The organism is Actinomadura sp. 21ATH (assembly GCF_041951345.1).
Lineage (GTDB): Bacteria > Actinomycetota > Actinomycetes > Streptosporangiales > Streptosporangiaceae > Spirillospora.
On the sequence record NZ_JBGNUR010000011.1, the window covers coordinates 210,843 to 237,179 of the forward strand.

Consider the following 26,337-nt stretch of genomic DNA (forward strand, 5'->3'; position numbering starts at 1 on the left):
CGGACGGCGGATCCCAGGCTTTAATCTGGAGACTGTCCGATGAAGATGTGGGGGAGACGGTGCTGAACCCTGAGGATCTGTACGAGCTGGACGCCGGGCTCCCGGAGATGGCGGGGCCGGTGCTGCTGCACAGCCTCGACGGCTTCGTGGACGCCGGTTCCACCGGCCAGCTGGTCCGCGACCACCTCCTCGAGCACCTGGACCACCGCGTCGTCGCGCGCTTCGACGTCGACTCCCTGATCGACTACCGGGCCCGGCGGCCGCTGATGACCTACGACCGCGACCACTGGGCGTCCTACGACGCCCCGGAGCTCGCCGTCCACCTGGTCAAGGACGAGGTCGGCAGCCCGTTCCTCTTCCTGACCGGACCCGAGCCCGACCGCCTCTGGGAGGGCTTCGTCGCGGCCGTCCGGGACCTGGTCGAGCGGCTCGGCGTCAGCCTGGTGGTGGGCTTCCACGGCATCCCGATGGGCGTGCCGCACACCCGGCCGGTCGGGCTGACCTCGCACGCCACCCGGCCGGAGCTGGTCACCAAGACGTCCTGGTTCGACAAGGTCCAGGTCCCCGGCAGCGCCGCCGGCCTGCTGGAGTACCGGCTGGGCGAGGCGGGCCACGACGCGCTCGGCTTCGCCGTGCACGTCCCGCACTACCTCTCCCAGTCCGCGTACCCGGCCGCCGCCCTGGCCGCCCTGGAGGCCGTCATCACGGCGACCGGCCTGGTCCTCCCGACCGGCGCGCTGCGCGAGGCCGCCGCGAAGACCGACACCGAGATCGCCGAGCAGGTCGCCGGGAACGACGAGGTCGAGAAGGTCGTGCGGGCCCTGGAGCAGCAGTACGACGCGTTCGCGGGCGCCGCGGAGCGCGACAGCCTCCTCGCCGAGTCCCAGGACATGCCGACCGCCGAGGAACTGGGCGCCCAGTTCGAACGCTTCCTGGCCGAACAGGACGGCCCCGACGCCTAGCCGCCGAGCAGATCGGCGAGGCCGGCGGCCAGGCCGCCGGCCCAGCAGACGTAGTCGTGGCCGCCGTTGTACTCGGTGTAGGCGACCGGATGGCCCTTGGCGCGCAGCGTGCGGTCCAGCTCCCTGTGCCGGTCGAGCACGGCCCACTCGTGCCGGCCGACCCGCACGTGGAGGCGCGGGCCCTCGCGGCGCGCGCGGGCGGCGTACCGGGCGGTGATCCAGGAATCGGCGTCCCGGTCGCCGTCCGGGTTCCACCACAGCGACGAGGACTGCGCGAGGACCCTGCCGAAGACGCCGGGCGCCTCAAGACCGAGATGCAAGGCGGTCAGCCCGCCGAGGCTCTCCCCGGCGATCACGGTCCGCGCCGGGTCCGCGGTGAGCGGAAGGCGCGCGCGGGCCCAGGGGAGCAGCTCGTCCGCGAGGTACCGGGTGTGGGCGGGGTTCCCGCCGTACTCGGCCATCCGGTTCGCGTTGCCGACCGCGTGCGGCGCCAGGACGGCGAGCGGCGGGACCGTGCCGTCCGCGACGAGCCGGTCGAACAGCGCCCGCACGCCGCACTTGCCGAACCACATGTCGCCGTCCAGCAGGACGAGCGTGTCGAGCGGCCCGCTCCGCGGCCCCGGCGGGCGGTAGACCCACACGTCCCGCTCGTCCCCGAGCGCGGCGCTGCGGACCCGCTCCCGCGTGACCGCACCCTCGGGGACACCGGCGCGCGGCGCGTCCCAGGGGCGCCACGGCGGCACGGGCGCGCCGGGAAGCTCGAAGACCGACGCGCGCCCCTCACCCCACCGGACCGGGACCGTGCGCCCGTTGAACGGATCGTGCCCCGCCCGCGCGGCCACCTCCCGGAGATCCTCGTCCCCCTCGCCCGCGGCCAGGCGGTACGAGCCGGCGTGGTCGGGCGCCATCCGGTACGTGATCGCCCAGACCCGGGTGCCGGGCACCCGCCGCATCAGGCAGCCCTCCAGGTCGAGCGGATCCATGAGCCGGTTGACCAGCGAGAGAACCCGCCGGGTGGCGCCCGTACCCCGCCACAGGAACGTGACGGCCAGATGCTCCGGGTCGTCCGGAACGGCCTCGACCAGCGGTGTCCCCCGCTCCTCGACCTCGGCCCAGAACTCCTCCTCGGCCCTGGGCTGGCCATCCCGTACGGCGCTCTCCAGCCCATCGACCCGCGCGCTCCGCGCCCGCTCCGGAGCAACGGGCCGAGGCACCCGCGGCGGCCCGACGATCATCAGTTCCTCCCGAGACCCACCAGCGACTTAGGCAAGCCTAAGTAACCATACGGTGAGAACAAGCCCATCCCCGCCCCTGGCTCGTCTCAGGAAACCGTTTCGCGGTAACCCGCCTGGACCCGATACGCTTGGCGGGGCCACAGTGCGTGGACCGGGGCGCATAGCTCAGTGGAAGAGCACTCCGCTTACAACGGAGGGGTCGCAAGTTCGATCCTTGCTGCGCCCACCCGGATCGTTCTCGTTCTGCGTCGTCGGCACCGCAACCGGGTGCCATAGACCAGAATTCGCCCTGCCATGCCGAAGGGGCCTGCTGGCTTTCCTTGCGTGTGGTTGCGATACAACTACCGCCTGTATCCGACGGCTGGGCAACGAGACGCGCTCGCCCGGGCCTTCGGATGCGCTCGCACCGTCTGGCTCGAAACCTGCCGCGCCCACCATTCCCGAGACCCTGTTCTCGATCAAGGAAACGCGGGTTTCGTGCCGTAGCCCGCCTGGAGCGGCAATCCCGCGGTATGGCTCGTCCGCTCCACCGGGTGACATGACGGGGTCAGCGGCGCCAGCGGTCCTGGAAGTCCTTTCTCAGCGCCCGCTCGGTGAGCACTTCGGCGAGCCGGCGGTAGCCCGCCCCGCCCGCGATGAGGCCCGCGCCGACTAGCATCACGATCCACTCCAGGGTGACCGCGCCCGCGACGAGTAGCAGGAGCCCCCCGCCCATCAGGACCCAGGCGAACACGGCCATCTGCTCCAGGAAGTACTGACTGCCCCCATACCGGCTCACAACGACCTCCTCGCGAATAGGACGCAACACCCGTCCGCCAGGCTCCCCCGAGCCGAGAGACGCGGTCCGAGGTCAGGAGCGCGATCTCCGGGGCGGGTTGCGAGAGACGCGGTAGGGGCCCTCATCGTGTCCGCCGTCGGGCAGGGCGAACCGCATTTCCTCGGCCTGGACGCAGACCTCCCACAGCTGCTCGGCGGACAGGCGACGGACGTCCCAGAGCAGGGCGGCCGCGTCGGCGGCCGCGGGGTCCTCGGCGGGGGAGTCCTCCGGCAGCGGGACGCCGGTGATCGCGGCGAGCTCGCCGGCCGGCATGTCGATCATGGTGGACACGTCGAGCAGCCAGTCCGGGGTCAGTTCGAGGCCGCCCTTCCCGACCATCGCGATCGTGGACTCGGACACGTACCTGCGGCCGGAGAGCTCCAGCAGGACCGGTGCCGCTCTGGTGGAGCCCAGATTCCGGTTCGTGTACAGCATGTTGCCGATCAGGGCACCGATCCCCGCCTCGCGCGGGTCGTACCATCGCTTGGGAACGTACGGTTCGCGGCGCTCCTCCTGCGGCATTTCTCGTACGAGTCTGCGCAATTCGCAGCGCTGATCCGCCGGCAGGCGGCGCGCATAGCGCACCAGGCGGCCGATGTACTGTCCGCAGTAGAAAGACCCGTCCAAGGGGGTCAGGTCTTCCGGAACCCGCCGGCCGGCCATCACGAACAGGTCCGCGGCGTGCAGATCCAGTGCCGGAGCAAGTGCCCTGAGCAGCCCGGGACCTGGCTGGACGCCCTCGACGACATTCCTTAGCCCGGTTTCCGAGACGCCGGCGCCCCGCGAAAGTGAACCTGTGTCCGAACGCCGATGATCGAGCAGCCGTTCCAGGATCACGCCGAACGAGGGGAATTCCACCCTTCCAGGCTAGGTGCTCATTAGAGGAGGAAAAGGTCCTCGCTATCGGCGCGTCCGCTTTCGGCCGGGCGGGGGCTGACGAGTACGTCGATCGCCGCAGTACGGGGACGCGGTCATGAGGAGGTCCCAGCCTTCGCGGTCCTCGCCGGTCAGCGGTGAGACGAGCGAGGCGGTGGTGTGCCATCCGGAGTCGTCGGCGGTGACCGTGACGCGGACGTCGACGGAGGCGAGGCAGGTGTGCCTGTTCGCCCACCACTCCAGACGGGCCGGTCCCTCGCAGCGGTCCATGTCGCGATTATGGCGGCGGGCGCTGGAAATGCGGGTGACGTGGTGGAGGCGGGGGCCGGGGAGTGGCTGAGTCCGCAGTACGTTCTTCTGGCGGGCGGCGCCGATTTGATCTTCTGTGGGGAGAAGTTTGGGACGACGGATGATCGCAGCGGGTAATCATCCAGAGGTCGTCTCAGATGAGGAGTTCCCATGTCGTACGGCACCGTTCCCGGCGGCGCGCTCGCGGTCACCGGCCTGGCGGCGGGGCATGTCTGGCTGGCCGTGGCGAGCGTGGGGCTCGTGGTGGCGGGGGCGCTGCTGGTGCGGCTGAGCTTCCGGCGGGGCCGTTCGCCGATGTCCGGCTGACCGTGGAGGAGGCGCCGTCCGCCCGGTACGCCCGGTCCCGGACGCTGTTCGTGGTCGGTTCGCTGCCGCTGATCGCGTTCGCGGTGTGGGGCGGGTACCACCTGGCCACCGTGGTGGGGGCGTTCGGGCGGCTGGACACCACGAGCCTGGCGGCCGCGTGGCTGATGTCGTTCCTGGCGCAGTGGTGGGTGCCGCTGGCCTGGCTGGAGCGGCCGTTCCCGGTACGGCCGGAGTCGCTGGTGGTGACCGTCCAGATCCCTGTCTACAACGAGGATCCCGCGACGCTGCGCGCGTGCCTGCGGTCGGTGCTCGCGCAGAGCAGGCGGCCCGACCGCGTGCGGGTGGTGAACGACGGGTCGGTGGAGCGCGGTGTCCCGGTCAAGTACGCGCGGATCCGCAAGGAGTTCCTGCGCGAGGCCAGGGCGCTCGGTGTCCGGGTGACCTGGGATCGTACGGAGAACCGGGGCAAGCGGTTCGCCCAGATGCACGTGCTCGCCGATGACGACGCCGACATCTTCGTGACCCTGGACAGCGACTCGGTCCTCGACCGGCACGCGATCCGGGAGGGGCTGGCGCCGTTCGCCGATCCGAAGGTGCGGTCGGTGGCGGGCCAGGTGCTGGTGCTGAACCGCACGGCCAATCCGCTGACCCGGCTGACCGGCGTGCTGTACCTGCCGTTCACGCGGGGCCTGCGCAGCGCGCAGTCGGTGCTGCGCCGGGTCACGATCAACTCGGGGACGCTCGCGTTCTACCGGGGGGACGTGGTGCGGCGGTACGCGGGCGTGTACGAGAACGAGCGGTTCGCCGGCCGCCCCATGCAGATGAACGACGACTCGATGCTGACGTTCTACGCCCTGCTGGAGGGCGACACCGTCCACCAGCCGTCGGCGCTGGTGTTCACGCTCGTCCCGGAGCGGTTCGGGCACTACTTCAACCAGCAGCTGCGCTGGATGCGCGGCACGACGGTCAGGCATCTGTGGTGGCTGCGCTACATGCCGCTGACCGGGGTGGTGTTCTGGACGACGGTCGCCGAGTACGCGCACCTGGTGCTGGCGATCGTGCTGCCGGTGACGCTGGTGATGCACGACGGCCACCGCGGGGATCTGGGGGCGATCGGGGCGGCGGCGCTCCAGATCGGGCTGGCGATGAACTACCTGGTGGCGCTGCGGCTGTTCACCGTGCGGCGGTCGGACGAGCCGTTGGCGTCGCTGGTGCTGGCGTACGTGCTGTCGCCGGTGGCCTCGCTGTGGCGGCTGCTGGTGCTGCGGCCGCTGTACCTGTACGCGATGGTGACCTGCCGCCGGATCGGGCGGTGGGGGACGCGGGACGGGGTCGAGGTCGCGCTGGCGGGCCGCGGCGCCTGATTTATCAGTTTCCGGTCTTTTCTCGGCGGGCCGGACGGTGTTGATTGCGAGGAGGTCGGCGAAAGGACGGATCATGCGGATCTCCCTCGTGCTCGCGGCGGCGGCGGTGGCCGGGAGCCTGGCGGTCCCGGCGGCGCGGGCGGAGATCGGGGGGACGCTGTCGCTCCTGACGTACAACGTGGCGGGCCTGCCCGAGCCGATCTCCGGCGGGGACCCCGCGAACAACACCGGGCCCATCGGCGAGCGCGTCAACGCGTACGGCGTCGTCAACGTCCAGGAGGACTTCAACTACCACGCCGCCCTATACCGGACCGACCGCCATCCGTACCGGACGCCGACGAGCGGGGGTGTGCTGTTCGGGAGCGGGCTCAACACGATGTCCGACCATCCGTACGGCGACCTGCGGCGGATCAGGTGGAACCGGTGCAACGGGTTCGACTGCCTGACGCCCAAGGGGTTCACGTTCAAGCGGATCACCCTGGCGGAGGGCGTCTCCGTCGATCTCTACAACCTGCACGCGAACGCGGGGACGACCGCTGCCGATCTCGCGGCGCGGCGGGACAACGTCACCCAGCTGGCGGCGTACATCACGGCCAACTCGGCGGGCAACGCGGTGATCGTGATGGGCGACACGAACACGCGGTACACGCGGGCGGAGGACAACATCCGGGCGCTGGTGAGCGCGGCCGGGCTCACCGACGCCTGGGTGGAGGCGGAACGGGGCGGGACGCCCCCGGCGGCGGGCAGCCCCGCGCTCACCTGCGACGACGCCCAGGTCACCGATGCCTGCGAGGTCGTCGACAAGATCCTCTTCAGGGGGAGCGGCCGGGTGGCGCTGCGGCTCACCGGCTACTCCAACGAGAACGCGCGGTTCCGCACGGCCGCGGACGAGATGATGTCCGACCACTATCCGATCGCGGCCACGCTGGCCTGGAGCGGCTGACGCCGGGCGCGGCGGTACGGTGGGCCCGCCGGGTCCGTGACCGGGCGGGTGTGACCGGGGTCTCATTCATGTTCGGGCAGCTCAGAAGGCATTTAACACGCCGTTCACATATGGGCAACAGGTCCGAAATGGCGAATTGTCAACCTCGTTCTGGCCCGAAACATGGAGCGAAGGGGACCCGACGTTGAGCTACAAGGCCGAGTACATCTGGATCGACGGCACCGAGCCCACCGCCCGGCTCCGTTCCAAGACCAGGATCCTTGCCGATGGTGCCGAGCTGCCGGACTGGGGCTTCGACGGCTCCAGCACCAACCAGGCGCCGGGTGACAAGTCGGACTGCGTGCTCAAGCCGGTCTTCAGCTGCCCGGACCCGATCCGCGGCGGCGACAACAAGCTGGTGCTGTGCGAGGTCTTCCTCGTGGACGGCACGCCGCACGCCACCAACACGCGGGCGCAGCTGCGGCCGGTCGCCGAGAAGTACGCCGCGCAGGACTCCTGGTACGGCATCGAGCAGGAGTACACGTTCTTCAAGGACGGCCGCCCGCTGGGCTTCCCCGAGCGCGGCTACCCGGCGCCGCAGGGCTTCTACTACTGCGGCGTGGGCGCCGACGAGGTGTTCGGCCGCGAGATCGTCGAGCGGCACATGGACGCCTGCCTGGAGGCCGGGCTGAAGATCTCCGGCATCAACGCCGAGGTCATGCCCGGCCAGTGGGAGTTCCAGATCGGCCCGGCCGGTCCGCTGGAGGTCGGCGACCACATGTGGGTGGCCCGCTGGCTGCTCTACCGGATCGCCGAGGAGTTCGACGTGTCCGCCACCCTCGACCCCAAGCCGGTCGAGGGCGACTGGAACGGCGCCGGCGCGCACACCAACTTCTCCACCAAGGCCATGCGCGAGGGCTACGACCCGATCATCACCGCCTGCGAGGCGCTCGCCAAGAAGGCGCAGGAGCACGTGCAGGGGTACGGCGCCGACATCGAGCGCCGCCTGACCGGCATGCACGAGACCGCGCCGTGGAGCGAGTTCAGCTACGGCGTGTCGAACCGCGGCGCCTCGGTGCGGATCCCGTGGCAGGTCGAGGTGGACAAGAAGGGCTACATCGAGGACCGCCGCCCGAACGCCAACGTCGACCCGTACGTGGTGGCCCGGCTGATCACCGGCACCTGCTGCGAGGCGCTGGAGGCCGCCGGCCAGGTCTGATCCGGTCGCGAGACCCAGGGGATCCCGGAGCGGGCGCTTCCGGGATCCCCTGTTCCATGCCCGGGCCTAGGGGAGCGGGCGGCGGCCGGCGAAGCCGAGGTCGGTGCGGTGGTACCAGGCGAGCTCGGTGTCGCCTTCGAGCCAGCAGAGACGCACCGAGCGGCCGTCCAGGACGGCGGGGAAGTCGATCAGGAGCGGGGAGAGGTTCTTGACCTCGATGCCCTGCCCGGTGAACCAGGCGATCTCCTCGTCCAGGCGGGCCTCGGCGGCCTTGACCTCCGGGATGCCGCCGCGGCCGGAGGCGCCGTGGACGCGCAGGTCGAGGGTCAGCTCGGCGAGGTCGGCCCGCTGCCGGACGATCTCCGCGGCGCGGGCCCGCACCTCGGGGATCAGCGCGCGCGCCTCGTCCACGGTGAACTCGCGTTCCGTGGTCTCCATCGTCACTCCCGGGGTCGTCGGTCCCGCCACGTTACCCAGGGGTGCCCTGTCCGTTGCCGGACGGTGTCTCTCTTGTCCGTGATTTCCCGGATATGCGTGGACCGTTCCCGGGAAGATGGTGGACGGTAGGGCGGGAACGGGGGCAGCGGCCGCCGCCCGCGGTGGTTCCCCGCCCGGAGGGAGGCGCGCGATGACGGACGCACTGACCGTGCCCGATCGCGCCAGGGCACTGTTCGCCTCGCGGCTTCAGGAGTCGGGACGGCCCACGTCCCAGCAGGTCAGAGCCGTCGTCGAGGCCGCCCTGGCGGCCGGTGCCGGGGACTGCCTGGCGCTGGTGGCGCAGGAGGCCGGCGACCATCCGGAGATCTACCTGCCGCGCATGCGGTGGGCGCTGAGCGCGGTGCACGAGGCGTACGCGGGCGAGCCGGCCGGAGGGGCCGACCTCGCCCTAGCGTGACAAAAAGTCCACAAACATCAGAAGCGGCGTGGAGTCCCCCCAACAGGACCGGGTAGCAGTCCTGCATGGGGGAGACGCCGTTCGAGTCGTTCTTCCACGATCCTCGCCGGCGGGGCCAGGCGCGCGGATCGCGTGCACGGCGGCGGCCGCTGGAACGGTCGTTCCGGTGCCGCGCGTCGCTGCGCGGTCCCGCGGTCGCACCGCTGGCCCAGTACGAGGAGTTCGTCCGCCTGCACGAGGAGATCTCGGCCAGGCCGGGCGTGTACGCGCGGCGGCTCTGGCTGTGCGGGCTGGGCGCGGCGACGATCGTGGCCGCGCTGATGTTCGGGGGCGTGGGGCTGATCCGCGGCATGCTGGACGTCCAGGTGCCGGTGTTCATCGGGCGGGATGTCGGTGCCGAATCGGCCGCGCTCGCCTACTCGCTGTGCGCGATCACCGCGGCGCTCCAGGCCACGGCGCTGCTGCACCTGCTGATCGGGGTGGCCGAACGGCCCGTGCGGGCGTTCGTCTGGATCGGCGGCACGGCCGTGGCCCTGGTGACGCTGCTGCCGCTGACGCTGCGGGTGCCCGCCGCGGCGGCGCTGGTGACCGCCGGGCTCAACCTGATCGGCGGCACGGCCCTGGTCGGCCTGCTGGCGGCGATCGCGCCCGCCTGCGTGCGCCGGTCCAGGACCCGCCGGCGCCGCAGACCCTAGCGCTCAGGAGCGCTCGCGGCCGACGGTGATCGTGAGCGGCTCCGGGGCGCGCGTCGTGCCGAACCGCACCGGGACGAGCCGCCGCCGCACCCGCCGCCCGACCGGCCGGTCCGGCGCCATCAGCCGCAGCTCCCGGTGCATTCCGGAGAAGCCGAGGACGAGGAACGCCTCCCAGGAGCCGCGCGGCAGCGGGTCGTCCACGAACGCCCGCGTCATCGGGACGGCCGCCGCGTACCGCACCCGCCCGCCCGCGTCCTGGAGCGCCGCGATGACCTCGTAGACCCGGCGGGTACGGCGCTCGCACAGCGTCAGCGTGGCCGACAGCGGCCGCGCCAGGGACTCCAGCGCCAGCCGGCCGGTCACCACCAGCTCCTCGTCGTGCCCGTTCCAGGCCAGCTCGTCCGCCTGGACGGGGTCGCCGGGATGGGCCGCGCCGCCGACGTCGATCGCCAGCGGCCCGTACACGCTGAAGTACGCGGTGACCGCGGTGTCGTCGGGCCGGAACCGGCGCTGCGGATCGAGGTCCGGGCCGGTGCCGCCCGCGCGGCCCAGCGGCCGCGGCGGCCCGTCCCCGGCGGCCAGCTCCAGCTCCCACAGGCCGGTGGGCAGCGGCCCGCCGCCCGCCGCCGCGGCCGTGTCGATCTCCGCGCTGAACGCGCCCGCGCCGGCACGGGCCGCCGGGACCCGCAGCCGCCGGTCGCCGTCGCGCTCGCGCAGCACGATCGACGGCTCGTCCCCGGCGCCGCCGGAGCCGAGCCGGCCCTCGACGCGCAGGACGCTCCCGCTCCAGCGCACGTCGGTCAGGATGGGTTCCGCCGGTTCCTCCATGGCCGTGACCTTCCCCGCCGCGGGCCCCGGAACCGGCCGGGCCGCCTACGGCACGACGGTCACCGGCCAGCGGCCGCTCCGCACGAGCCGTACCGCCACCGACCCGACCAGCCGGTGCCCGGCCTGCGCGGACGCGCCCACCACCACGACGTCGGCCCGGACCCGGTCGGCGATCCGGGCGAGCGCGCCGGCCGCGTCGCCCTGCTCGACCACGAACTCGTAACGCACCGGCGGCCGGCTCCGCGCGACGGCGCGCTCGACCTCCTCGCGCAGCTCGCGGGCGGTCTCCTCGGCGGCCTCGCGCATGACGGCGGCGCCGCCCGGGGTGAGGCTGGACAGCGAGGTCAGCGGCGAGACGTGGACCAGCAGCAGCCGGGAGTCGTTGCGGCGGGCCAGGCCCCACGCGTACGCGGTGGCGCGCATCGAGGTGGCCGAGCCGTCCACCCCGGCCACGATCATGCGCGGCCCGTCGCCGCGGATCTCGAACCCGTCCTCCCCGAAGGAATCGGCGGAGCCTTCGCCCGGCGGCGCTTCCTCGCTCACGCGGCCAGCCTAGTCACGCCCGCGCGAACCGGGCCAGGAGGTCCTCCACGGTGAGCGAGCCGGCCGCGAGGGCCGCGTACATGTCGTCGGCCTCGCCGTACCCGAGGTCGCGCGCCACGGCCAGCGAGACGCCGCGGGCCTCGGCGGCCAGCAGGTCGGCGCCGCGGCCGGCCAGCGCGCGGCGCAGCCGGGCGCGGCCCCCGGCGGCGGCCTCCTCGGCGCGGCGGCGCTCCAGCGACCGCCGGATGTGCACCCGGGCCGGGGCGGTCACCGCGAACCGCAGCCAGTCCTCGGACGGTGCCGCGCCCGGCTCGGTGAGGATCTCCACCACGTTCCCGCCGCGCAGCTCGGCCGACAGCGCCGCCAGCCGCCCGTTGACGAGCGCGCCGATGCACAGGTCGCCGGTCTCGGGGCCGAGCGCGTACGCCAGGTCGAGCGCCGTCGCCCCCGACGGCAGCGCCACCACCTCCCCGGCCGGGGTGAACACCGCGACGTCGCCGGCGGCCAGGTCGGCGCGCAGGCTGTCGAGGAACGCCGCGGACGGGGCGTCGGGCTCCCAGGCCAGCAGCCGGCTCAGCCACACCAGGTCGCGGCGGCCCGCGACCGCGCCGGGCCCGGCCTCGCGCAGGTGGGCGACGATGCCGTACTCGGCCACCGGGTGCATGGCCCGGCTGCGGATGATCACGTCCAGCAGGTCGCCGTCCGGGCTGATCACCCGGGTGTGCAGGGACCGGTACATGTTGAACTTGGGCAGCGCGATGAAGTCCTTGACCCGGCCCGCGATCGGGTGCATGGCCGCGTGCACGGCGCCGAGCGCGACGTAGCAGTCCTGCTCCCCGCCGTCGATCAGCACCAGCAGCCGGGCCGCGTCGCACGGCCGCAGCCCGGCCAGCTCGCCCTCGCGCTCCTGGTGCACCGCGTACAGGTGGCGCGGCCGGATCGCCACCCGGGCGCGGACGCGGTGCGCGGCCAGCGAGGCGCGCAGCCGGCCCAGCGCGGCGCCGAAGGCGGGCTCGGCGCCGCGCAGGGCCGCCCGGACGGCGCGCGCGGTGGCCGCGTGCCCGCCGGGGTCCCGGGCGGCGAACGCCAGGTCGTCCATCTCCCGCTTGAGCATGTGGATGCCGAGCCGCTCGGCGAACGGCACCAGCAGCTCCTGCGAGGCGGCGGCGTACCTCGCCCGCTTGTGCGCCGGCTGGAAGCCCAGCGTGCGCAGGTTGTGCAGCCGGTCGGCCAGCTTGATCACCAGCACCCGCAGGTCGGCCGCCGCGGCCAGCACGATCTTGCGCAGCGTCTCGGCCTCGGCGCGGTCGCCCCACCGCTCGCCGTCGAGCTTGGTGACCCCGTCGACCAGCACCGCGACCTGCTCGCCGAAGTCGGCCCGCACCTCGCCGACGGTGTACGGGGTGTCCTCGACGGTGTCGTGCAGGAGGGCCGCGACGAGCGTGGTGGTGTCCATGCCCATCCCGGCCAGGATCATCGCCACCGCGAGCGGGTGGGTGATGTACGGGGCGCCGGACTTGCGCAGCTGGCCCCGGTGCAGCCGCTCGGCGACCTCGTACCCGCGCAGCAGCTCGCCCTCGTCGGCGTCGGGGTAGGCGGCCCGGTGCGCGGCCAGCAGCGGCGCCACGGCGGGCAGCGCGCCGCCGCCGGCCGCGGCGCGCCGCCGCCTCCTCGCGGGCCGCCCGCGAACGGGCAGCCGGGGCGTGACCGGCCGCGGCACGGCACCGCCGAGCCCCGCGGCGAAGGCCGCCGGCAGGGTGGTCGGCCGGACCGGATCGAGCGCCGTCATCGCACACCCCGCCCTGGTGGCGTGGCCCGCGCGGGACCGCTACGGGCTGTGATCGACATTATGCGCGACGTCGCGGCCGCGAGGCGAGGAGGGGGCCGGTCCGCGCGCGGCGGCCCGGTGCCGCCCGCCTGCCCGGCCGGTCGTTTTACGCGGTCCCATTCCAGGTGCTCGCGGCCGCCCTGTCAAGCCGAATTAACGTGCGCTTCACAGGCCGGCGATATCTGCGGTGCGAAGTCCGGTGTAAGAATGCGGGAAGCGAGCATGAACCCGACCGATCCGTTTTTCCCCGGGGCCCTGCCGAACGGAGCTGGATTCCCGCCATGATGCCGTCCCCCCGCAGCGTGCGCGCCGCGGCGTCCAATCTCGCCCGCAAGCTCGCCGACGGCCGGCTGGCCGATCTGCGCCCGACGCCCGGGGAGGTGATCGCCGACGGGCCCGGCGGGGCCGCGGTGCGCCGCTACCGCGGGCCGCGCGGGCTGATCGCGGCCGGTCCGCCGGTGCTGTTCGTCCCGCCCCCGGCCGTCCCGGTGCGCTGCTACGACCTGCGCCGCGGGTGCAGCCTGGCCGAGCATCTGGTGAACGCGGGACGCCGCAGCTACCTGCTGGAACAGGGGCCGGGCGGGGCCGCGGGAGCGGCGTTGCCGGAGGCGATCGAGACGGTCAGCCGGGACGCGGGGGGCCAGCCGGTGCAACTGGTCGGCTGGTCGCTGGGCGGGGTACGGGCGCTGCTGGCCGCCGCCGAGCCGGCGCCGCCGATCGCGTCCGTGGCGCTCGTCGCGGCGCCCGCCGACCCGGCCGCGGTGCCCGTGCCGGTGCCCGGCGGGGCCGCCTCGCGGCTGGAGGAGACGGTCGCCGGAACGCTGTTCGGCGGCCCTGCGATCCCGCCGTCCGACCCCGCCCGCGGGCTGCTGGGCGTCGAGAAATACCTGGTTCGCCCTTACCGAATATTGACCCATCTTGACGATGCCGAATTTCTGGCGCAGGCCGAGGCGCTCGATCATTTCGCGAACGCGATGATGGCCTCTTCCGGCCGCGCCTCCGAAGGGCTCCGCTCGGCACTTCTGCGGGACACCGGGGAGATCGAGTTCGAGGGCCGCCGGATCGCCCTGGACGGCGTCCGGGTGCCGGTTCTGGCCATCGCCGGCCGGGACGACCGGCTGGCGCCCGCGAGCGCGGTCCGGCCGCTGACCCGGCTGCTGCCCAACGCCCCGGAGGTCCGGTTCGAGGTCGCGCCCGGCGGGCACGTGGGCGTGCTGACCGGCAGCGCCGCCCGTGCGACCACCTGGGCGCACCTCGACCGCTGGCTGGACGAGGGCATCGTCCGGCACGGGCTGCGCGCGCCGCGCCGCCGCCGGACCGCGGCGATCTGAGCGGCCGGCCGGCGGCATTCCGGGCTGAACCCCCGGGTGATCCTCGGTCACCCGGGGTCATCCTGTGTCAAGGAAACCCCCAGGGATGCTTTTCGGTCCCCGCTAATCGCCGCGCCCCCTGTGTGTCGCCGGAGTGAGCGTCCGATCGCCGACCGTAATGTGTGCTGGCGTTGGATGAGCCACGCGGTCGGGGGGCACGCGCATGACGGCTGGGACGGACTCGCGGGACTCGGGCATCTCAGGGGACGCGATCGCCTCGGGAGGCGCGGGCAGCACGGCCGGCCCGGCGGGCGCCCGCCCGGTGCCCCAGATCATCGGAATCGGCCCGTTCGGGCGGCCCGCGCCGTATCTGGCGGTCGCGGTGGCCCGGGCCGGCGGCCTCGGCGTCCTGGACCTCGGGACCGACCGCGCGGCCGCGCTCGCGGCGCTGGCCGACGCGGGCCGCTGGTGGGCGGGGCCGCTCGCGGTCCGCGTCCCGGCGGGCTGCGGGGTACGGCCGCGCGACCTGCCCGCCGCCGTCGACACCGTCGTGATCGACGCCGCCGCGCTGGCGCCGGAGCCGGAACCGGAGCCGGCGCCCCGTACCGGGGCCCCCGCCGCGCCGGAGCCGGCGCCCGCCCCGGTGTCCGGGCGCGTGCCCGAGCCGGCGGCCGAGCCCGTGGACGACCACGGCGGCGATGAGGCGGGCTGGTCGGTCCGCGTCATCCCGCCGAAACCCAAGGGGGACCCCGCGCCCCGGGACGGCACCGGGTCCGAGCCGGCACGGCCGCCGCACGAAGAGACCGAGCAGACCGGACAGGCCGGACAGGCCGGACCGGTCGTGAACGCCGAGCGGCGCGAGGAAGGCGAGGAGGCCGACGCGGCGCCGGAGGGCGGGCTCGTCGACGCCGAGGCGTTCGCGCGCGGCCGCCGCCTGCTGATCGAGGTCGTCGACCCCGAGGAGGCGGCCGCGGCCGTCGCCAGGTTCGGCGGCACCGCCGGCGGCTGCCTGCACGGGATCATCGCGCGCGGCCGGGAGGGCGCCGGCCGGGTCGGCGACCTGACCACGTTCGTGCTGCTCCAGCGGCTGCTGGGGGACGCCCGCGTCGGCGTGCCGATCTGGGCGGCCGGAGGCGTCGGCCCGCACACGGCCGCCGCGGCGGTCGCGGGCGGCGCCGCGGGGGTGGTGCTGGACTCCCAGCTCGCCCTGGTCCGCGAACTGGACGCGCCCGCCGACATCACCGCCGCCGTGGCCGCGATGGACGGGAGCGAGACCCGGATCACGGGCGGCCACCGCGTGTACGCGCGGCCCGACCTGCCGGACTTCGACCTGGACGGGCTGGAACCCGCCGAGGTCGCCACCGCGCTGAGCGCCGCGGGCGGGCTGCGGGCCCGCCCGGTCGCCGTCGGGCAGGACGGGGCGTTCGCGCGCCCGCTCGCCGAGCGGTACGGGACGGCCGGCGGCGTCGTCCGGGCCGTCCGGGAGCAGATCGCCGCGCACATCCGCGCGGCCGTGCGGGCCGAGCCGCTGGCGCCGCGCGACCTTCCGGCGGGAGCCCCCGCGAGCCGCGCGTACCCGGTCGTGCAGGGCCCGATGACGCGGGTCAGCGACCGGGCCGCGTTCGCCGCGGCGATCGCGCAGGACGGCGGCCTGCCGTTCCTGGCGCTGTCGCTCATGGACGGCGACGAGGCGCGGGAGCTGCTCGCCGACACCGCCACCCGGCTCGCGGACCGGCCCTGGGGCGTCGGGATCCTCGGCTTCGTGCCGCCGGAGCTGCGCGCGGCGCAGCTGGACGCGGTGCGCGCGGCCCGCCCCCCGTACGCGCTGATCGCGGGCGGCCGGCCGGCGCACGCCGAGCCGCTGGAGGACGCCGGGATCAGCACCTACCTGCACGTCCCCTCGCCCGGGCTGCTGGACCGGTTCCTGGCCGAGGGCGCCCGCAGGTTCGTGTTCGAGGGCATGGAGTGCGGCGGCCACGTCGGCCCGCGCGGCAGCTTCCCGCTGTGGGAGGCGCAGGTGGAGCGGCTGCTCGCGTTCTGCGACGCGGACGGCGGCGCGGGCGGGCTGTCGGTCATGTTCGCCGGCGGGATCCACGACGAGCGGTCGGCCGCGATGGTCGCCGCGCTGGCCGGGCCGCTCGCCGAGCGCGGCGCGGAGATCCGCGTCCTGATGGGGACGGCGTACCTGTTCACCTACGAGGCCGTCGAGGCCGGGGCGATCACGCCCGGGTTCCAGCGGGCCGCCGTCGACTGCGCCGGGACCGCGCTGCTGGAGACCTCGCCGGGGCACGCGACCCGCTGCGCGCGCACCCCGTACGTCGAGACGTTCGAGGCGGAGCGGCGCCGCCTGGAGGAGGCCGGGACGCCCCGCGCGAAGGCGTGGCGGGTCCTGGAGGAGCTCAACCTGGGCCGGCTGCGGACGGCCAGCAAGGGCCTGCGCCGCGGGCACGCCGACGAGCCCGGGACGGGCGAGCACGGGACCGGCGAGCACGGCCTCGTCCAGGTCGGCGACGACGAGCAGCTGCGCGAGGGCATGTACATGCTCGGCCAGGTGGCGGCGCTGCGCTCGGCCACCACCAGCGTCACCGGGCTGCACGAGCAGGTGAGCACGGGCGCCACGTTCTTCCTGGCCACCCGGGCGGCCAAGCTCGGGCTTATCGCGCCCGCCGCCGCGGCGGCCACGCCGGAGGACGCGGCGGGCCCGATGGACATCGCGATCATCGGGATCGGCGGCGTGTTCCCGCAGGCCCCGGACGCGGCCGCGTTCTGGGGCAACGTGGTGCGCGGCGTGGACGCGGTCACCGAGGTGCCGGCCGGCCGCTGGGACCCGGCCGTCTACTTCGACCCGGCGGCCGTCCGCGACGGCGCGGGCGACCGGACGCCGTCCAAGTGGGGCGGGTTCCTGCCGGACGTGCCGTTCGACGCGCTCGGGTACGGCATCCCGCCGCAGTCGCTCGCGGGCGTCGAGCCCGTCCAGCTGCTGAGCCTGGAGGTGGCGGCGCGGGCGCTCGACGACGCCGGGTACGGCACGCGGCCGTTCGACCGCACCCGCACCTCGGTGTTCTTCGGCGCGGAGGCGGGCACCGAGCTCGGCACCGCGTACGGAACCCGGGCGCTGCTGCCGTCGTACTACGGCGAGGTGCCGCCCGGCCTGGACGAGCGGCTGCCGCGGCTGACCGAGGACTCCTGCCCGGGCGTGCTCACCAACGTGATCGCCGGGCGGATCGCCGACCGGCTGGACCTCGGCGGCGCCAACTACACGGTGGACGCCGCGTGCGCCGCGTCGCTGGCGGCGCTCGACGCGGCCTGCAAGGAGCTGGTGTCGGGCGGCAGCGACATGGTCCTGTGCGGCGGCGCCGACCTGCACAACTCCATCTACGACTACCTGCTCTTCTCGGCGGTGCACGCGCTGTCGCCGCGGGGCCGGTGCGCCGCGTTCGACGCCTCGTCCGACGGGATCGCGCTCGGCGAGGGCGTCGGCTGCGTGGTGCTGAAGCGGCTCGCCGACGCCGAGCGGGACGGCGACCGGATCTACGCGGTGGTCAAGTCGGTCGCCGGGTCCAGCGACGGCCGCTCGGCCGGCATCACCGCGCCGCGCGCCGAGGGCCAGCGCCGCGCGCTCGACCGCGCGTACCGGCGGGCCGGCGTCTCCCCGGCCCGGGTGGGCCTGGTCGAGGCGCACGGCACCGGCACCGAGCTCGGCGACCGCACCGAGCTGGCCACGCTGACCGAGACGTACGCGGCCGCCGGGGCGCGGCCGGGCGGCACCGCGCTCGGCTCGGTGAAGTCGCAGATCGGCCACACCAAGTGCGCCGCCGGACTGGCCGGGCTGATCAAGACGGCGTACGCGCTGCACGCCGGCGTCCGCCCCGGCACGCTGCACCTGGAGGAGCCCAACCGGGCCTGGGACGCGGCCACCAGCCCGTTCCACTTCGGCCGGTCGGCGCGGCCGTGGCCGGCGGCGCCGGGGGAGCGGTACGCGGGGCTGAGCGCGTTCGGGTTCGGCGGCGCCAACTTCCACGCGGTGCTGTCCGGGTACGACGGCGCCCCGGAGCCGGTCTCCGGGGTCGCGGACTGGCCCGCCGAGCTGTTCCTGATCCGCGGGGCCGGGCGCGCCGAGGCCCGGGCGGAGCTGGACCGGCTCGGCGCGCTGCTCGACTCGGCGGCGGCGCGCGGCGCGCGGCTGCGCGACCTCGCCGCCGCGGCGGCGGGCGACGGGAGCGGCGCCGTGCAGGTGGCGCTGGTCGCCACCGGCCTGGACGACCTGGCCGCCAAGCTCGCCGACGCGCGCGAGTTCCGCGCCGGGCCGGGCGTGTTCGTCGCCGGCGAGGACGCGCCGGGCGGTCAGGTGGCGTTCCTCTACCCGGGGCAGGGCAGCCAGCGGCCGGGCATGCTCGCCGGCGTGTTCGTGGCGTTCCCGCGCCTCCAGCGGCTGCTGCGGCTGGGCGGCGGAGGCTACGCCGACGCGATGTTCCCGCCCGCCGCGTTCACGCCCGAGGAGGCGGAACGGCAGCGGCTCGCCCTCACCGACACGCGCGTCGCGCAGCCCGCCCTCGCCATCGCCGGGCTCGCCGCGCACCGGCTCCTCGGCGAGCTGGGCGTGCGGCCGGACATGGCCGCCGGGCACAGCCACGGCGAGCTGACCGCGCTGTGCGCCGCGGGGGCGTTCGGCGAGGACGACCTGGTCGAGCTGAGCGCCGCCCGCGCCGAGGCCGTCCTGGCCGCGGCGGAGCGGGCCGGGGAGCCGGGCGGCATGGCGGCCGTCGCGGCCCGGGCGGAGGACGTCCGGCTGGCGCTGGCCGGCGTCCGCGAGGTCGTCGTCGCCAACCACAACGCGCCCCGCCAGGTCGTGATCTCCGGTACCGCGGCGGGGCTGGCCGAGGCGCTGGAGCTCCTCGGCGAGCACGGCATCGCGACCCGGCGGCTGCCGGTCGCGTGCGCGTTCCACAGCCCGCTGGTCGCGGCGGCCGCCACCGAGCTGCGCGCCGAGCTCGGCGCCCGCGCCGTGCGGCCGCCCGCGTACCCGGTGTGGTCGAACGCGGGCGCCGTCCCGTACCCGACCGCCCCGGCGGAGCTGCGCGCCACGCTCGCCGCCCAGGTGGCCGCGCCGGTCCGGTGGGCCGAGCAGGTCGAGGCGATGTACGCGGCGGGCGCGCGGGTGTTCGTGGAAGCCGGGCCCGGCCGGGTGCTGACCCGGCTGACCGGCATGATCCTCGGCGACCGGCCGCACACCGCCGTCGCGGTCGACGCGCCCCGCCGGGAGGGCGCCGACGGCGTCGAGCACCTCCTGCTCGCACTCGCGGAGCTGGCCGTCGCGGGCGTCCCCGTGGACGCGGCGCGGCTGCTCGCGGGACGGGGCGCGCGGCCCGCGGCCGCCGGGGCGGAGGACGGCGCCGGCGGCGGCGCCGCGCCGCCCGTGCCCGGCTGGATCGTCAACGGCCACCTCGTCCGGACGGCCGACGGCGCCCCGCTGCCGAACGGGCTGCGGCCCGCCGAGCGGATCGCGCCGCCGGCCGCGGCGGAGACCGTCCACGGCACCGCGGACTTCCCGGCGCCCGCGCGCACGCCGCGGCCCGGGCTGCCGCGGCCGCAGCGGGCGGGCAGCGCGGCCGAGGGCGCGGTGGTGGAGTTCCTGCGCGCGGGCCGCGAGATCATCGCCGCCCAGCGCGAGGTCGTCCTCGACTACCTCGGCGCGGGCCCGGCGGCGAAGCGGGCGCCCGTCCCGCCGGGCGAGGGCGCGCCGCCGGTGCCCGGGCCGCGCCGGGCGCTGCCCGGCGAGGTCGTGACCGCCCCGGCACCGGTGCCCGCCCTGGAGCAGGCGCCGGAACCCGAGCCCGAGCCGGAGCCCGCGCTGGAACGGGACCGGGTCGCGGCCACCGTGCTCGGCGTGATCAGTGCCCGCACCGGCTACCCCCGCGACATGCTCGCGCCGGAGCTGGACCTGGAGGCCGATCTGTCGATCGACTCGATCAAGCGCACCGAGATCATCGGCGAGCTGGCCGACCGGTTCGCACCGGCCCCGGCCGGCGCCCCCCGGCCGGACGGGGCCGTGGCCGAGCGGCTCGCGTCCGTCCGGACCATCGGCGAGCTGGTCGCCTGGCTGGGCGAGCACCTCGCGCCGCCGGCCCCGCGGCCGGGCGTCCAGCGGTACCTGGTCGAGACCGTCCCGCTGCCCGACCTGGACGGCGAGCCGCCCGCCGGCCGCTTCGCCGGCCGCGCGTTCGTGATCGTGGACGACGGCGGCGGCATCGCGCTCGAACTGGCCGACCTGCTCGAACGCAGCGGCGCCCAGGTCCGCACGCCGACCGAGCCGGACGGCGGCCCCTGCGACGGCCTGATCCACCTGGCCGCGCTCCGCCCCGGCGGCGGGCCCGTGCTGCCCGGCGCGTACGCCGGGATCCGGGACTCGCTGGCCACCGGCGGCCTGCGGTGGCTGGTCCTCGCCAGCGGATCGAGCGGGACGTTCGGCCGCGGGTACGACGGCAGCGGCGCGGGCGACCCGACCCCGGGCGCCGGGCTGCGCGGCCTGGCCCGGACGCTGGCGCTGGAGTACCCGCGGGTGCTCGTCCGGGCGCTGGACGTCGACACCAAGGACACCCCGCGCGCCGTGGCGCTGCGGATCCTCGCCGAGCTGGCCGCCGCCGGCACCGGCACGCCGGTCGAGATCGGCCATCTCGACGGCGCCCGGCACACCCTCACGACCGTTCCCGCCGGCCCGCCCGGCCCGGACGGCGACGACGAGACCGACCTCGGCCTGGACGCGTCCGGCGTCGTGCTGCTGACCGGCGGTGGGCGCGGCATCACCGCCCGCACCGCCGTGGAGCTGGCCCGCCGCACCGGCTGCCATGTCGAGCTGATCGGCCGGACCCCGCCGCCGCATCCCGATCCCGGGCCCGATCCCGCCCTGGCCGCCGCGGCGGACGAGGCGGCGCTGCGGCGCGCGCTCGTCGCGCAGGGCGGCGGCCGGACCCCGGCCGAGATCGAGGCGCTGATCCGCCGGATCCTCGCCGACCGGGAGGTCCGCGCCACGCTGGACGCGCTGGCCGGGCACGCCGCGTCCGTCCGCTACACCCAGGTGGACGTGCGGGACGCGCAGGCCGTGCGCGCCGCCGTCGAGGACGTCTACGCGCGGCACGGCCGGCTCGACGGCGTCGTCCACGGCGCCGGGATCGTCGACGACCGGCTCGTCCGCGACAAGGACCCCGCCTCGTTCGCCCGGGTCTACCGCACCAAGGTGGACGGGGCCCGCGCGCTGGCCGCCGCGGTCCGCCCCGACCTCGGCTTCTTCGTCGTCTTCGGCAGCGTCGCGGGCGTCCACGGCAACCGCGGCCAGGCCGACTACGCCGCCGCCAACGACGCCTGCGACACCCTCGCCCACGTCTGGCGGACGCAGCTGCGCGGCCGGGTGCTGGTGGCCGACTGGGGGCCGTGGGACGGCGGCGGCGGGTGCGGGGGAATGGTGACGCCCGAGCTGGCCCGCGAGTACGCCCGGCGCGGCATCCCGCTGATCGACCCGGCCGCGGGGGTGGCGGCGCTGCTGCGCGAGATCGCCTACGGCGGCGAGCTCCAGGCCGTGTTCACGGGGACGCCGTGAGCGGCGGCGGCGCCCCGATCGCGGTGGTCGGCCTCGGCGCGGTGTTCCCGGGCGCCGGCACGGCCGCCGAGTTCTGGCGCAACGTCCGCGGCGGCGTCGACGCGATCGGCGAGGTCCCGCCGAACCGGTGGGACCCCGGCGTCTACTACGACCCCGGCGCGTACGACCGGCCGCCCGAGAGCGACCGCTTCTACTGCCGCCGCGGCGGGTTCGTCGACGACCTGGCGACATTCGACCCGGCCCGGTTCGGGATCATGCCGGCCGCGGTCGCCGGGATGGAGCCCGACCAGCTGCTCGCGCTGCGCACCGCCGCCGAGGCCGTCGCGGACGCCGGCGGCGAGGAGCGGCTGCCCGACCGCGCGAGGATCGGCGTGGTCATCGGCCGCGGCGGCTACCTCACGCCCGGCGTCGCCCGCTTCGACCAGCGGGTGAGCGCCTCGCACCAGCTGGCCGGCGTGCTGGCCGAGCTGCTCCCGGAGCTGGGCGCGGACCGGCTGGCGGAGATCGCCGCCGCGTTCCGGGCCCGGCTCGGCAGCCCGGCCGACCCCGCCGGGCTGGTGCCGAGCTTCACCGCGGCCCGCATCGCCGACCGGTTCGACCTGCGCGGCCCCGCGTACACGGTGGACGCCGCGTGCGCGTCCTCGCTGGTGGCCGTGGAGCACGCCGTGCGGGCGCTGCGGTCCGGCCAGTGCGACGCGATGCTGGCGGGCGCGGTGCACCACGCGCACCACGCGACCGTCTGGAGCGTGTTCAGCCAGCTGCGGGCGCTGAGCCGCAGCGAGCGGATCCGCCCGTTCGACCGCGCCGCCGACGGCACGCTCCTCGCGGAGGGCACCGGCGTCGTGCTGCTGAAGCGGCTCGACGACGCGCTCCGGGACGGCGACCGCGTGCACGCCGTGATCCGCGGCGTCGGCACGTCCAGCGACGGCCGCGCCGGCGGGATCCTCAGCCCGCAGGTGGAGGGCCAGGTCCTGGCGGTGGAGCGGGCCTGGGCCGACGCCGGGCTCGATCCGGCCGCCCCGGGCGCGGCCGGGCTGGTCGAGGCGCACGGCACCGCGACGCCCGCCGGCGACGCGGCCGAGCTGGCGACGCTGCGCCGGATCTTCGGGACCGCCGAGGGCGCGGGGGCCGCGCCGCCGCTGTGGCTCGGCACGGTCAAGTCGATGATCGGGCACGCGATGCCGGCCGCCGGGATCGCCGGGCTCATCAAGGCCGCCTGCGCGCTCCGCGACGGCGTCCTGCCGCCGACGCTGCACATCGACGAGCCGCACCCCGCGCTCGCCGGGACGCGGCTGCGCCCCGCGCGGGAGGCGGCCGGCTGGGAGCCGCCCGGGGACGGGACGCCGCGCCGCGCGGTCGTGAACGCGTTCGGGTTCGGCGGGGTCAACGCGCACGTCGTCCTGGAGGAGCCGCCGGCGCCCGCGCCCGCCCGGACGCGCGGCGCCGCGTTCACGGGACGGGCCGCGCTCGCGGGACCGCCCGGCGGGACCGGCGGGCCCGGCGGGCCCGTCTTGCGGCTGGCCGCCGCCACGCCCGAGCGGCTGGCCGCCCTGCTCGCCGGGACCGAAGAGGAGATCCTCGCGCACGGCGACCCGGACCCGGACCTGCCGTGCCGCGTCGCGATCGTCGACCCCACGTCCCGCAAGCTCGACCTGGCCCGCGCCGTCGTCGCCCGCGGCACGCCGTGGCGGGGCCGCAGCGACATCTGGTTCACGCCGCGGCCGCTGCTGGCGCGCGGCGGCGGGAAGACCGCGTTCCTGTTCCCGGGGTTCGAGCCCCGCTTCGAGCCGCGCGTCGACGACATCGCCGAGCACTTCGGCATGGAGCCGCCGCCGCTGACCGGCCGCACCGACCCGCTCGGCCACGCCGCCGACGTGATCGCGGTCGGCCGGCTGCTGGCCGCCGCGCTGGCCCGGCTGGGCATCGAGCCGGACCTCGCCGCCGGGCACAGCCTCGGCGAGTGGACCGCCATGATCGTCGCCGGGCTGCACGATCCGGCCGCCGTGGAGGCGTTCACCGCCGCGCTCGACCGGGAGCCCATCGAGGTCCCCGAGGCCGCGTACGCGGCGCTCGGCTGCGGCGCCCACCGCGCGCTGGAGGCCCTAGGCTCCCGCACCGACGTGGTCGTCAGCCACGACAACTGCCCGCACCAGTCGGTGATCTGCGGCCCGCCCGAGGCCGTCCGCGAGCTGCTGGGACGCCTGGCCGCCGAGGGCGTGCTCGGGCAGGAGCTGCCGTTCCGGTCGGGGTTCCACACCCCGCTGGCCGAGACCTACCTGGAGCACGCGCGCCGCTCGTTCGAGGCGCTGGAGGTCCGCGAGCCCGCCGTGCCGGTGTGGTCGGCCACGACCGTCGCGCCGTTCCCGGCCGACCCGGCGGCGGTGCGGGAACTGGTCGTCCGGCACCTGCTGGAGCCGGTGCGGTTCAGCGAGCTGATCGAGGAGCTGTACGGGGCGGGCGTCCGCGCGTTCGTGCAGGTCGGCCCGGGGAGCCTGACCGGGTTCGTCCGCGACCGGCTGGGCGAGCGCGACCACCTGGCGCTGGCGGTGAACGTCCCCGAGCGCACCGGCCTGGACCAGCTCCGCCGCGTCGTGGCGGCGCTGTGGGCCGAGGGGTACGGCGCGCCGGCCGTCCAGGAGGCCGGCGGCCCGGCCGGGATGCGGCTCGACCTCGGCACGCCGCTGGTCCGGCTCGCCGGTTCCGTACCGCCGATCGGGCTGGCCCTGCCGAGCCTGCCCGACCTGCCCGGCCGCGACCCCGTCATGGCCGAGCTGGACGCGCTGCTGCGCGAGGCCACCGCGGGCGCGCAGAGCGTCGTGGAGGCCCTGGAGGCGGGCGGCGGGTTCGCCCACATCGACATGGACGAGGAGCCGCCGGGGACCCGCCCGGGAACGGCGGCGGCGACGTCGCTGACCACGTCCCGCACGTTCTCGCTGGACGCCATGCCGTTCCTGGCGGACCACTGCGTCATCGAGCAGCCGCCCGGCTGGCCCGACATCGCCGACCGCTTCCCGGTCGTCCCGCTGACGACGCTCCTGGAGGTGATGGCCGAGGCGGCGCGCGAGCTGCTGCCCGAGCTGGCCGTCATCGGCTTCGAGGACGTCCGCGCGATGCGGTGGGTGGTGGCCTGCCCGCCGACCACCGCCGACATCCGCGCGAACCCGGCCGAGTGGCACGGCGGGCCGCGCCGCGTGAAGGTCGCCGTCGAGGGGCACGTCGAGGGCACCGTCCTGCTCGCCGAGCGCTACCCGGCCGTACCGCCGCGGGCCCTGGACGACCGCGCCGCGCTGGAGGCCGAGGGGCCGCCGCCGGTGACGGCGGCGCAGCTGTACGACGAGCGCTGGATGTTCCACGGCCCGCTCTACCAGGGCGTCACCGAGATCACCGCGATGGCCCGCGACGGGGTGCGCGGCGTGCTGACCGCCACCGACGCGCCCGGCGCGCTGCTCGACGCCGCCGGGCAGCTGTGCGGCCACTGGATCCAGGTGTACGGCGAGAAGGACCAGATCGTCTTCCCGATCGGCATCGGCCGCATCACCCTGTACGGCCCGCACCCGGCCGCCGGCGAGCGCGTCGGCGCCACCGTCCGGAACCGCTCCGTGTCCGAGAGCACCGTCAAGTACGACGCCGAGCTCGTCCGGGCGGGCGGCGCCGGCGGCCTGTGGGCCCGCGTCGAGGGCTGGACGACCCGCCGCTTCCACACCGACGAGGCGACCTGGCGGATGAAGTTCACCCCGGAGCTGTCCGGGGTGGCCGAGCCGCAGCCCGGCGGCTGGTGCCTGGCCCGGCGGCACTGGGACGGCACCTCGGCCCGCGACATGCTGATGCGCCAGTACCTCGGCGGCGCCGAGCGCGCCGAGTACCTCGCGATGCGGCCCCGCGAGCGCGGCCGCTGGCTGCTGGGCCGGATCGCGGTCAAGGACGCCGTCCGGCACTGGCTGTGGGAGCGGGGGCACGGCCCGCTGTTCCCGGCCGAGCTGACCGTACGGGACGGCGCGGAGGGCCGCCCGGAGGTGACCGGGCCGTTCGGGACCGGGCCCGCGGTGTCGGTCGCCGCCACCCCCGACCTGGGCGCGGCGCTGGTGCGCACCGCCCCGGAGCCCGCCGGGGTCGCGGTCGAGCCGGTGCCCGAGCCCGGCGACGGCGAGGCGGTCGCGCGGGCCCGGATGCGCGCCGCCGACGCCGCCGCGAAGCGGTCGGGCGCCGTCACCGCGGTCGAGACGCGCCTGCTGGACGAGCACGTCGTGGCCTGGACGGTCACCTCGCGCACGCCGAACGACACCCGCACACGCACCCGCAACGACGAGGGAACGAGGGAAGGGGAAGCATGACAGCCGCGGACGAGGTCCTCTACGAGGCCGTCCAGCACGAGGTCGTCCGGATGCTGGTCGAGGTGGTCGGGGACGACTTCCTGCTGGAGACGGAGGTCGGCCCGGAGACCACCCTGAACGACGACCTGGCGCTGGAGAGCATCGAGTTCGTCGCGCTGGCCGAGCGGCTGCACGAGCGCTACGGCGCGCGGGCCGACCTGGCCGCGCTGGTCGCCGGGCTGGACCTGGACCAGATCATGCGGATGACGGTCGGCGACCTGGTGGACCACATCGCCTCCCGGCAGCCCGCCGGGGTCTGAGCCG

General features: G+C 75.7%; 20 protein-coding genes and 1 tRNA gene. 13 read left to right on the top strand and 8 right to left on the bottom strand.

What is annotated here, in order from left to right:
- Positions 1-59 precede the first annotated feature (59 nt).
- Complete coding sequence (locus ACA361_RS28425) at positions 60-962, top strand: proteasome assembly chaperone family protein (protein ID WP_375016838.1); 903 nt, start codon at positions 60-62, stop codon at positions 960-962.
- On the opposite strand, the gene fes is transcribed toward ACA361_RS28425, so the two are convergent.
- The gene (fes, locus tag ACA361_RS28430; RefSeq protein WP_375016840.1) at positions 959-2,197 is read right to left on the bottom strand and encodes an enterochelin esterase; all 1,239 of its coding nucleotides are present in this window, start codon (positions 2,195-2,197) and stop codon (positions 959-961) included. The genes ACA361_RS28425 and fes overlap by 4 nt on opposite strands.
- A 154-nt stretch (positions 2,198-2,351) precedes the next feature.
- Here fes and ACA361_RS28435 point away from each other — a divergent pair.
- Positions 2,352-2,423: transfer RNA gene (locus tag ACA361_RS28435), tRNA-Val, on the top strand.
- Between the two features lie 68 nt (positions 2,424-2,491).
- Positions 2,492-2,683 (top strand): helix-turn-helix domain-containing protein, encoded by a 192-nt coding sequence (locus tag ACA361_RS28440; protein ID WP_375016842.1) that lies wholly within the window; start codon positions 2,492-2,494, stop codon positions 2,681-2,683.
- Between the two features lie 61 nt (positions 2,684-2,744).
- Here ACA361_RS28440 and ACA361_RS28445 read toward each other — a convergent pair whose 3' ends face one another.
- The 3 genes from ACA361_RS28445 to ACA361_RS28455 form a co-directional block, all read right to left on the bottom strand.
- The gene (locus ACA361_RS28445) at positions 2,745-2,975 is read right to left on the bottom strand and encodes a hypothetical protein (protein ID WP_375016844.1); all 231 of its coding nucleotides are present in this window, start codon (positions 2,973-2,975) and stop codon (positions 2,745-2,747) included.
- 72 nt (positions 2,976-3,047) lie between these two features.
- A complete protein-coding gene (locus tag ACA361_RS28450; protein ID WP_375016846.1) occupies positions 3,048-3,872 on the bottom strand; it encodes a hypothetical protein in 825 nt (274 codons plus the stop codon).
- A gap of 42 nt (positions 3,873-3,914) precedes the next feature.
- The gene (locus ACA361_RS28455; RefSeq protein ID WP_375016848.1) at positions 3,915-4,160 is read right to left on the bottom strand and encodes a hypothetical protein; all 246 of its coding nucleotides are present in this window, start codon (positions 4,158-4,160) and stop codon (positions 3,915-3,917) included.
- A gap of 189 nt (positions 4,161-4,349) precedes the next feature.
- Between ACA361_RS28455 and ACA361_RS28460 the strand changes: the two genes are divergently transcribed.
- The 4 genes from ACA361_RS28460 to glnII all read left to right on the top strand — a co-directional run bounded on the left by ACA361_RS28460 (position 4,350) and on the right by glnII (position 8,010).
- On the top strand, positions 4,350-4,505 hold the full coding sequence (locus ACA361_RS28460; RefSeq protein ID WP_375016851.1) for a hypothetical protein: 156 nt from the start codon (positions 4,350-4,352) through the stop codon (positions 4,503-4,505).
- Between the two features lie 2 nt (positions 4,506-4,507).
- Positions 4,508-5,869 carry a glycosyltransferase gene (locus tag ACA361_RS28465; RefSeq protein ID WP_375016853.1) on the top strand — a complete coding sequence of 454 codons (1,362 nt, stop codon included), beginning with the start codon at positions 4,508-4,510 and terminating at the stop codon, positions 5,867-5,869.
- A 73-nt stretch (positions 5,870-5,942) separates the two neighbouring features.
- Positions 5,943-6,812, top strand: a complete 870-nt coding sequence (locus ACA361_RS28470; RefSeq protein ID WP_375016855.1) for an endonuclease — start codon at positions 5,943-5,945, stop codon at positions 6,810-6,812.
- Between the two features lie 184 nt (positions 6,813-6,996).
- Positions 6,997-8,010 (top strand): glutamine synthetase, encoded by a 1,014-nt coding sequence (glnII, locus tag ACA361_RS28475; RefSeq protein ID WP_375016857.1) that lies wholly within the window; start codon positions 6,997-6,999, stop codon positions 8,008-8,010.
- A 66-nt stretch (positions 8,011-8,076) separates the two neighbouring features.
- Here glnII and ACA361_RS28480 read toward each other — a convergent pair whose 3' ends face one another.
- Positions 8,077-8,448, bottom strand: a complete 372-nt coding sequence (locus ACA361_RS28480) for a DUF2203 domain-containing protein (RefSeq protein ID WP_375016859.1) — start codon at positions 8,446-8,448, stop codon at positions 8,077-8,079.
- A 190-nt stretch (positions 8,449-8,638) separates the two neighbouring features.
- Here ACA361_RS28480 and ACA361_RS28485 point away from each other — a divergent pair, with 190 nt between their 5' ends.
- Both ACA361_RS28485 and ACA361_RS28490 read left to right on the top strand, forming a co-directional pair.
- Complete coding sequence (locus ACA361_RS28485; RefSeq protein ID WP_375016861.1) at positions 8,639-8,905, top strand: hypothetical protein; 267 nt, start codon at positions 8,639-8,641, stop codon at positions 8,903-8,905.
- A gap of 65 nt (positions 8,906-8,970) precedes the next feature.
- A complete protein-coding gene (locus tag ACA361_RS28490; protein WP_375016863.1) occupies positions 8,971-9,600 on the top strand; it encodes a hypothetical protein in 630 nt (209 codons plus the stop codon).
- Between the two features lie 3 nt (positions 9,601-9,603).
- On the opposite strand, the gene ACA361_RS28495 is transcribed toward ACA361_RS28490, so the two are convergent.
- Genes ACA361_RS28495 through ACA361_RS28505 form a run of 3 tightly spaced genes read right to left on the bottom strand, consistent with a single transcriptional unit; the run spans position 9,604 to position 12,760 of the window.
- Complete coding sequence (locus ACA361_RS28495; protein ID WP_375016865.1) at positions 9,604-10,428, bottom strand: hypothetical protein; 825 nt, start codon at positions 10,426-10,428, stop codon at positions 9,604-9,606.
- A 45-nt stretch (positions 10,429-10,473) separates the two neighbouring features.
- Positions 10,474-10,971: a universal stress protein gene (locus tag ACA361_RS28500; RefSeq protein WP_375016866.1), complete on the bottom strand. Its 498-nt coding sequence runs from the start codon at positions 10,969-10,971 to the stop codon at positions 10,474-10,476.
- Positions 10,972-10,984: 13 nt separating this feature from the next.
- Positions 10,985-12,760, bottom strand: a complete 1,776-nt coding sequence (locus tag ACA361_RS28505; RefSeq protein WP_375016868.1) for a RelA/SpoT family protein — start codon at positions 12,758-12,760, stop codon at positions 10,985-10,987.
- Positions 12,761-13,080: 320 nt separating this feature from the next.
- Here ACA361_RS28505 and ACA361_RS28510 point away from each other — a divergent pair, with 320 nt between their 5' ends.
- The 4 genes from ACA361_RS28510 to ACA361_RS28525 all read left to right on the top strand — a co-directional run bounded on the left by ACA361_RS28510 (position 13,081) and on the right by ACA361_RS28525 (position 26,333).
- Complete coding sequence (locus tag ACA361_RS28510) at positions 13,081-14,130, top strand: alpha/beta hydrolase (protein ID WP_375016870.1); 1,050 nt, start codon at positions 13,081-13,083, stop codon at positions 14,128-14,130.
- A gap of 202 nt (positions 14,131-14,332) precedes the next feature.
- Positions 14,333-21,703, top strand: coding sequence for an SDR family NAD(P)-dependent oxidoreductase (locus ACA361_RS28515; protein WP_375016872.1), 7,371 nt, complete (start codon positions 14,333-14,335; stop codon positions 21,701-21,703).
- Positions 21,700-26,034 carry a beta-ketoacyl synthase N-terminal-like domain-containing protein gene (locus ACA361_RS28520; protein WP_375016874.1) on the top strand — a complete coding sequence of 1,445 codons (4,335 nt, stop codon included), beginning with the start codon at positions 21,700-21,702 and terminating at the stop codon, positions 26,032-26,034. Before ACA361_RS28515 ends, ACA361_RS28520 begins: the two co-directional genes overlap by 4 nt.
- On the top strand, positions 26,031-26,333 hold the full coding sequence (locus ACA361_RS28525; RefSeq protein ID WP_375016876.1) for an acyl carrier protein: 303 nt from the start codon (positions 26,031-26,033) through the stop codon (positions 26,331-26,333). The genes ACA361_RS28520 and ACA361_RS28525 overlap by 4 nt, the downstream gene beginning before the upstream one ends.
- The last annotated feature ends 4 nt before the right edge of the window (positions 26,334-26,337 follow it).

What these genes read in the sequence shown, in the direction of transcription:
- ACA361_RS28455 (WP_375016848.1), bottom strand. Translation starts at nt 4,160, where the DNA reads ATGGACCGCTGCGAGGGACCGGCCCGTCTGGAGTGGTGGGCGAACAGG.
- ACA361_RS28480 (WP_375016859.1), bottom strand. Translation starts at nt 8,448, where the DNA reads ATGGAGACCACGGAACGCGAGTTCACCGTGGACGAGGCGCGCGCGCTG.
- ACA361_RS28470 (WP_375016855.1), top strand. Translation starts at nt 5,943, where the DNA reads ATGCGGATCTCCCTCGTGCTCGCGGCGGCGGCGGTGGCCGGGAGCCTG.
- ACA361_RS28490 (WP_375016863.1), top strand. Translation starts at nt 8,971, where the DNA reads ATGGGGGAGACGCCGTTCGAGTCGTTCTTCCACGATCCTCGCCGGCGG.
- ACA361_RS28510 (WP_375016870.1), top strand. Translation starts at nt 13,081, where the DNA reads ATGATGCCGTCCCCCCGCAGCGTGCGCGCCGCGGCGTCCAATCTCGCC.
- ACA361_RS28505 (WP_375016868.1), bottom strand. Translation starts at nt 12,760, where the DNA reads ATGACGGCGCTCGATCCGGTCCGGCCGACCACCCTGCCGGCGGCCTTC.
- ACA361_RS28525 (WP_375016876.1), top strand. Translation starts at nt 26,031, where the DNA reads ATGACAGCCGCGGACGAGGTCCTCTACGAGGCCGTCCAGCACGAGGTC.
- ACA361_RS28485 (WP_375016861.1), top strand. Translation starts at nt 8,639, where the DNA reads ATGACGGACGCACTGACCGTGCCCGATCGCGCCAGGGCACTGTTCGCC.
- ACA361_RS28495 (WP_375016865.1), bottom strand. Translation starts at nt 10,428, where the DNA reads ATGGAGGAACCGGCGGAACCCATCCTGACCGACGTGCGCTGGAGCGGG.
- fes (WP_375016840.1), bottom strand. Translation starts at nt 2,197, where the DNA reads ATGATCGTCGGGCCGCCGCGGGTGCCTCGGCCCGTTGCTCCGGAGCGG.
- ACA361_RS28515 (WP_375016872.1), top strand. Translation starts at nt 14,333, where the DNA reads ATGACGGCTGGGACGGACTCGCGGGACTCGGGCATCTCAGGGGACGCG.
- ACA361_RS28440 (WP_375016842.1), top strand. Translation starts at nt 2,492, where the DNA reads ATGCCGAAGGGGCCTGCTGGCTTTCCTTGCGTGTGGTTGCGATACAAC.
- ACA361_RS28460 (WP_375016851.1), top strand. Translation starts at nt 4,350, where the DNA reads ATGTCGTACGGCACCGTTCCCGGCGGCGCGCTCGCGGTCACCGGCCTG.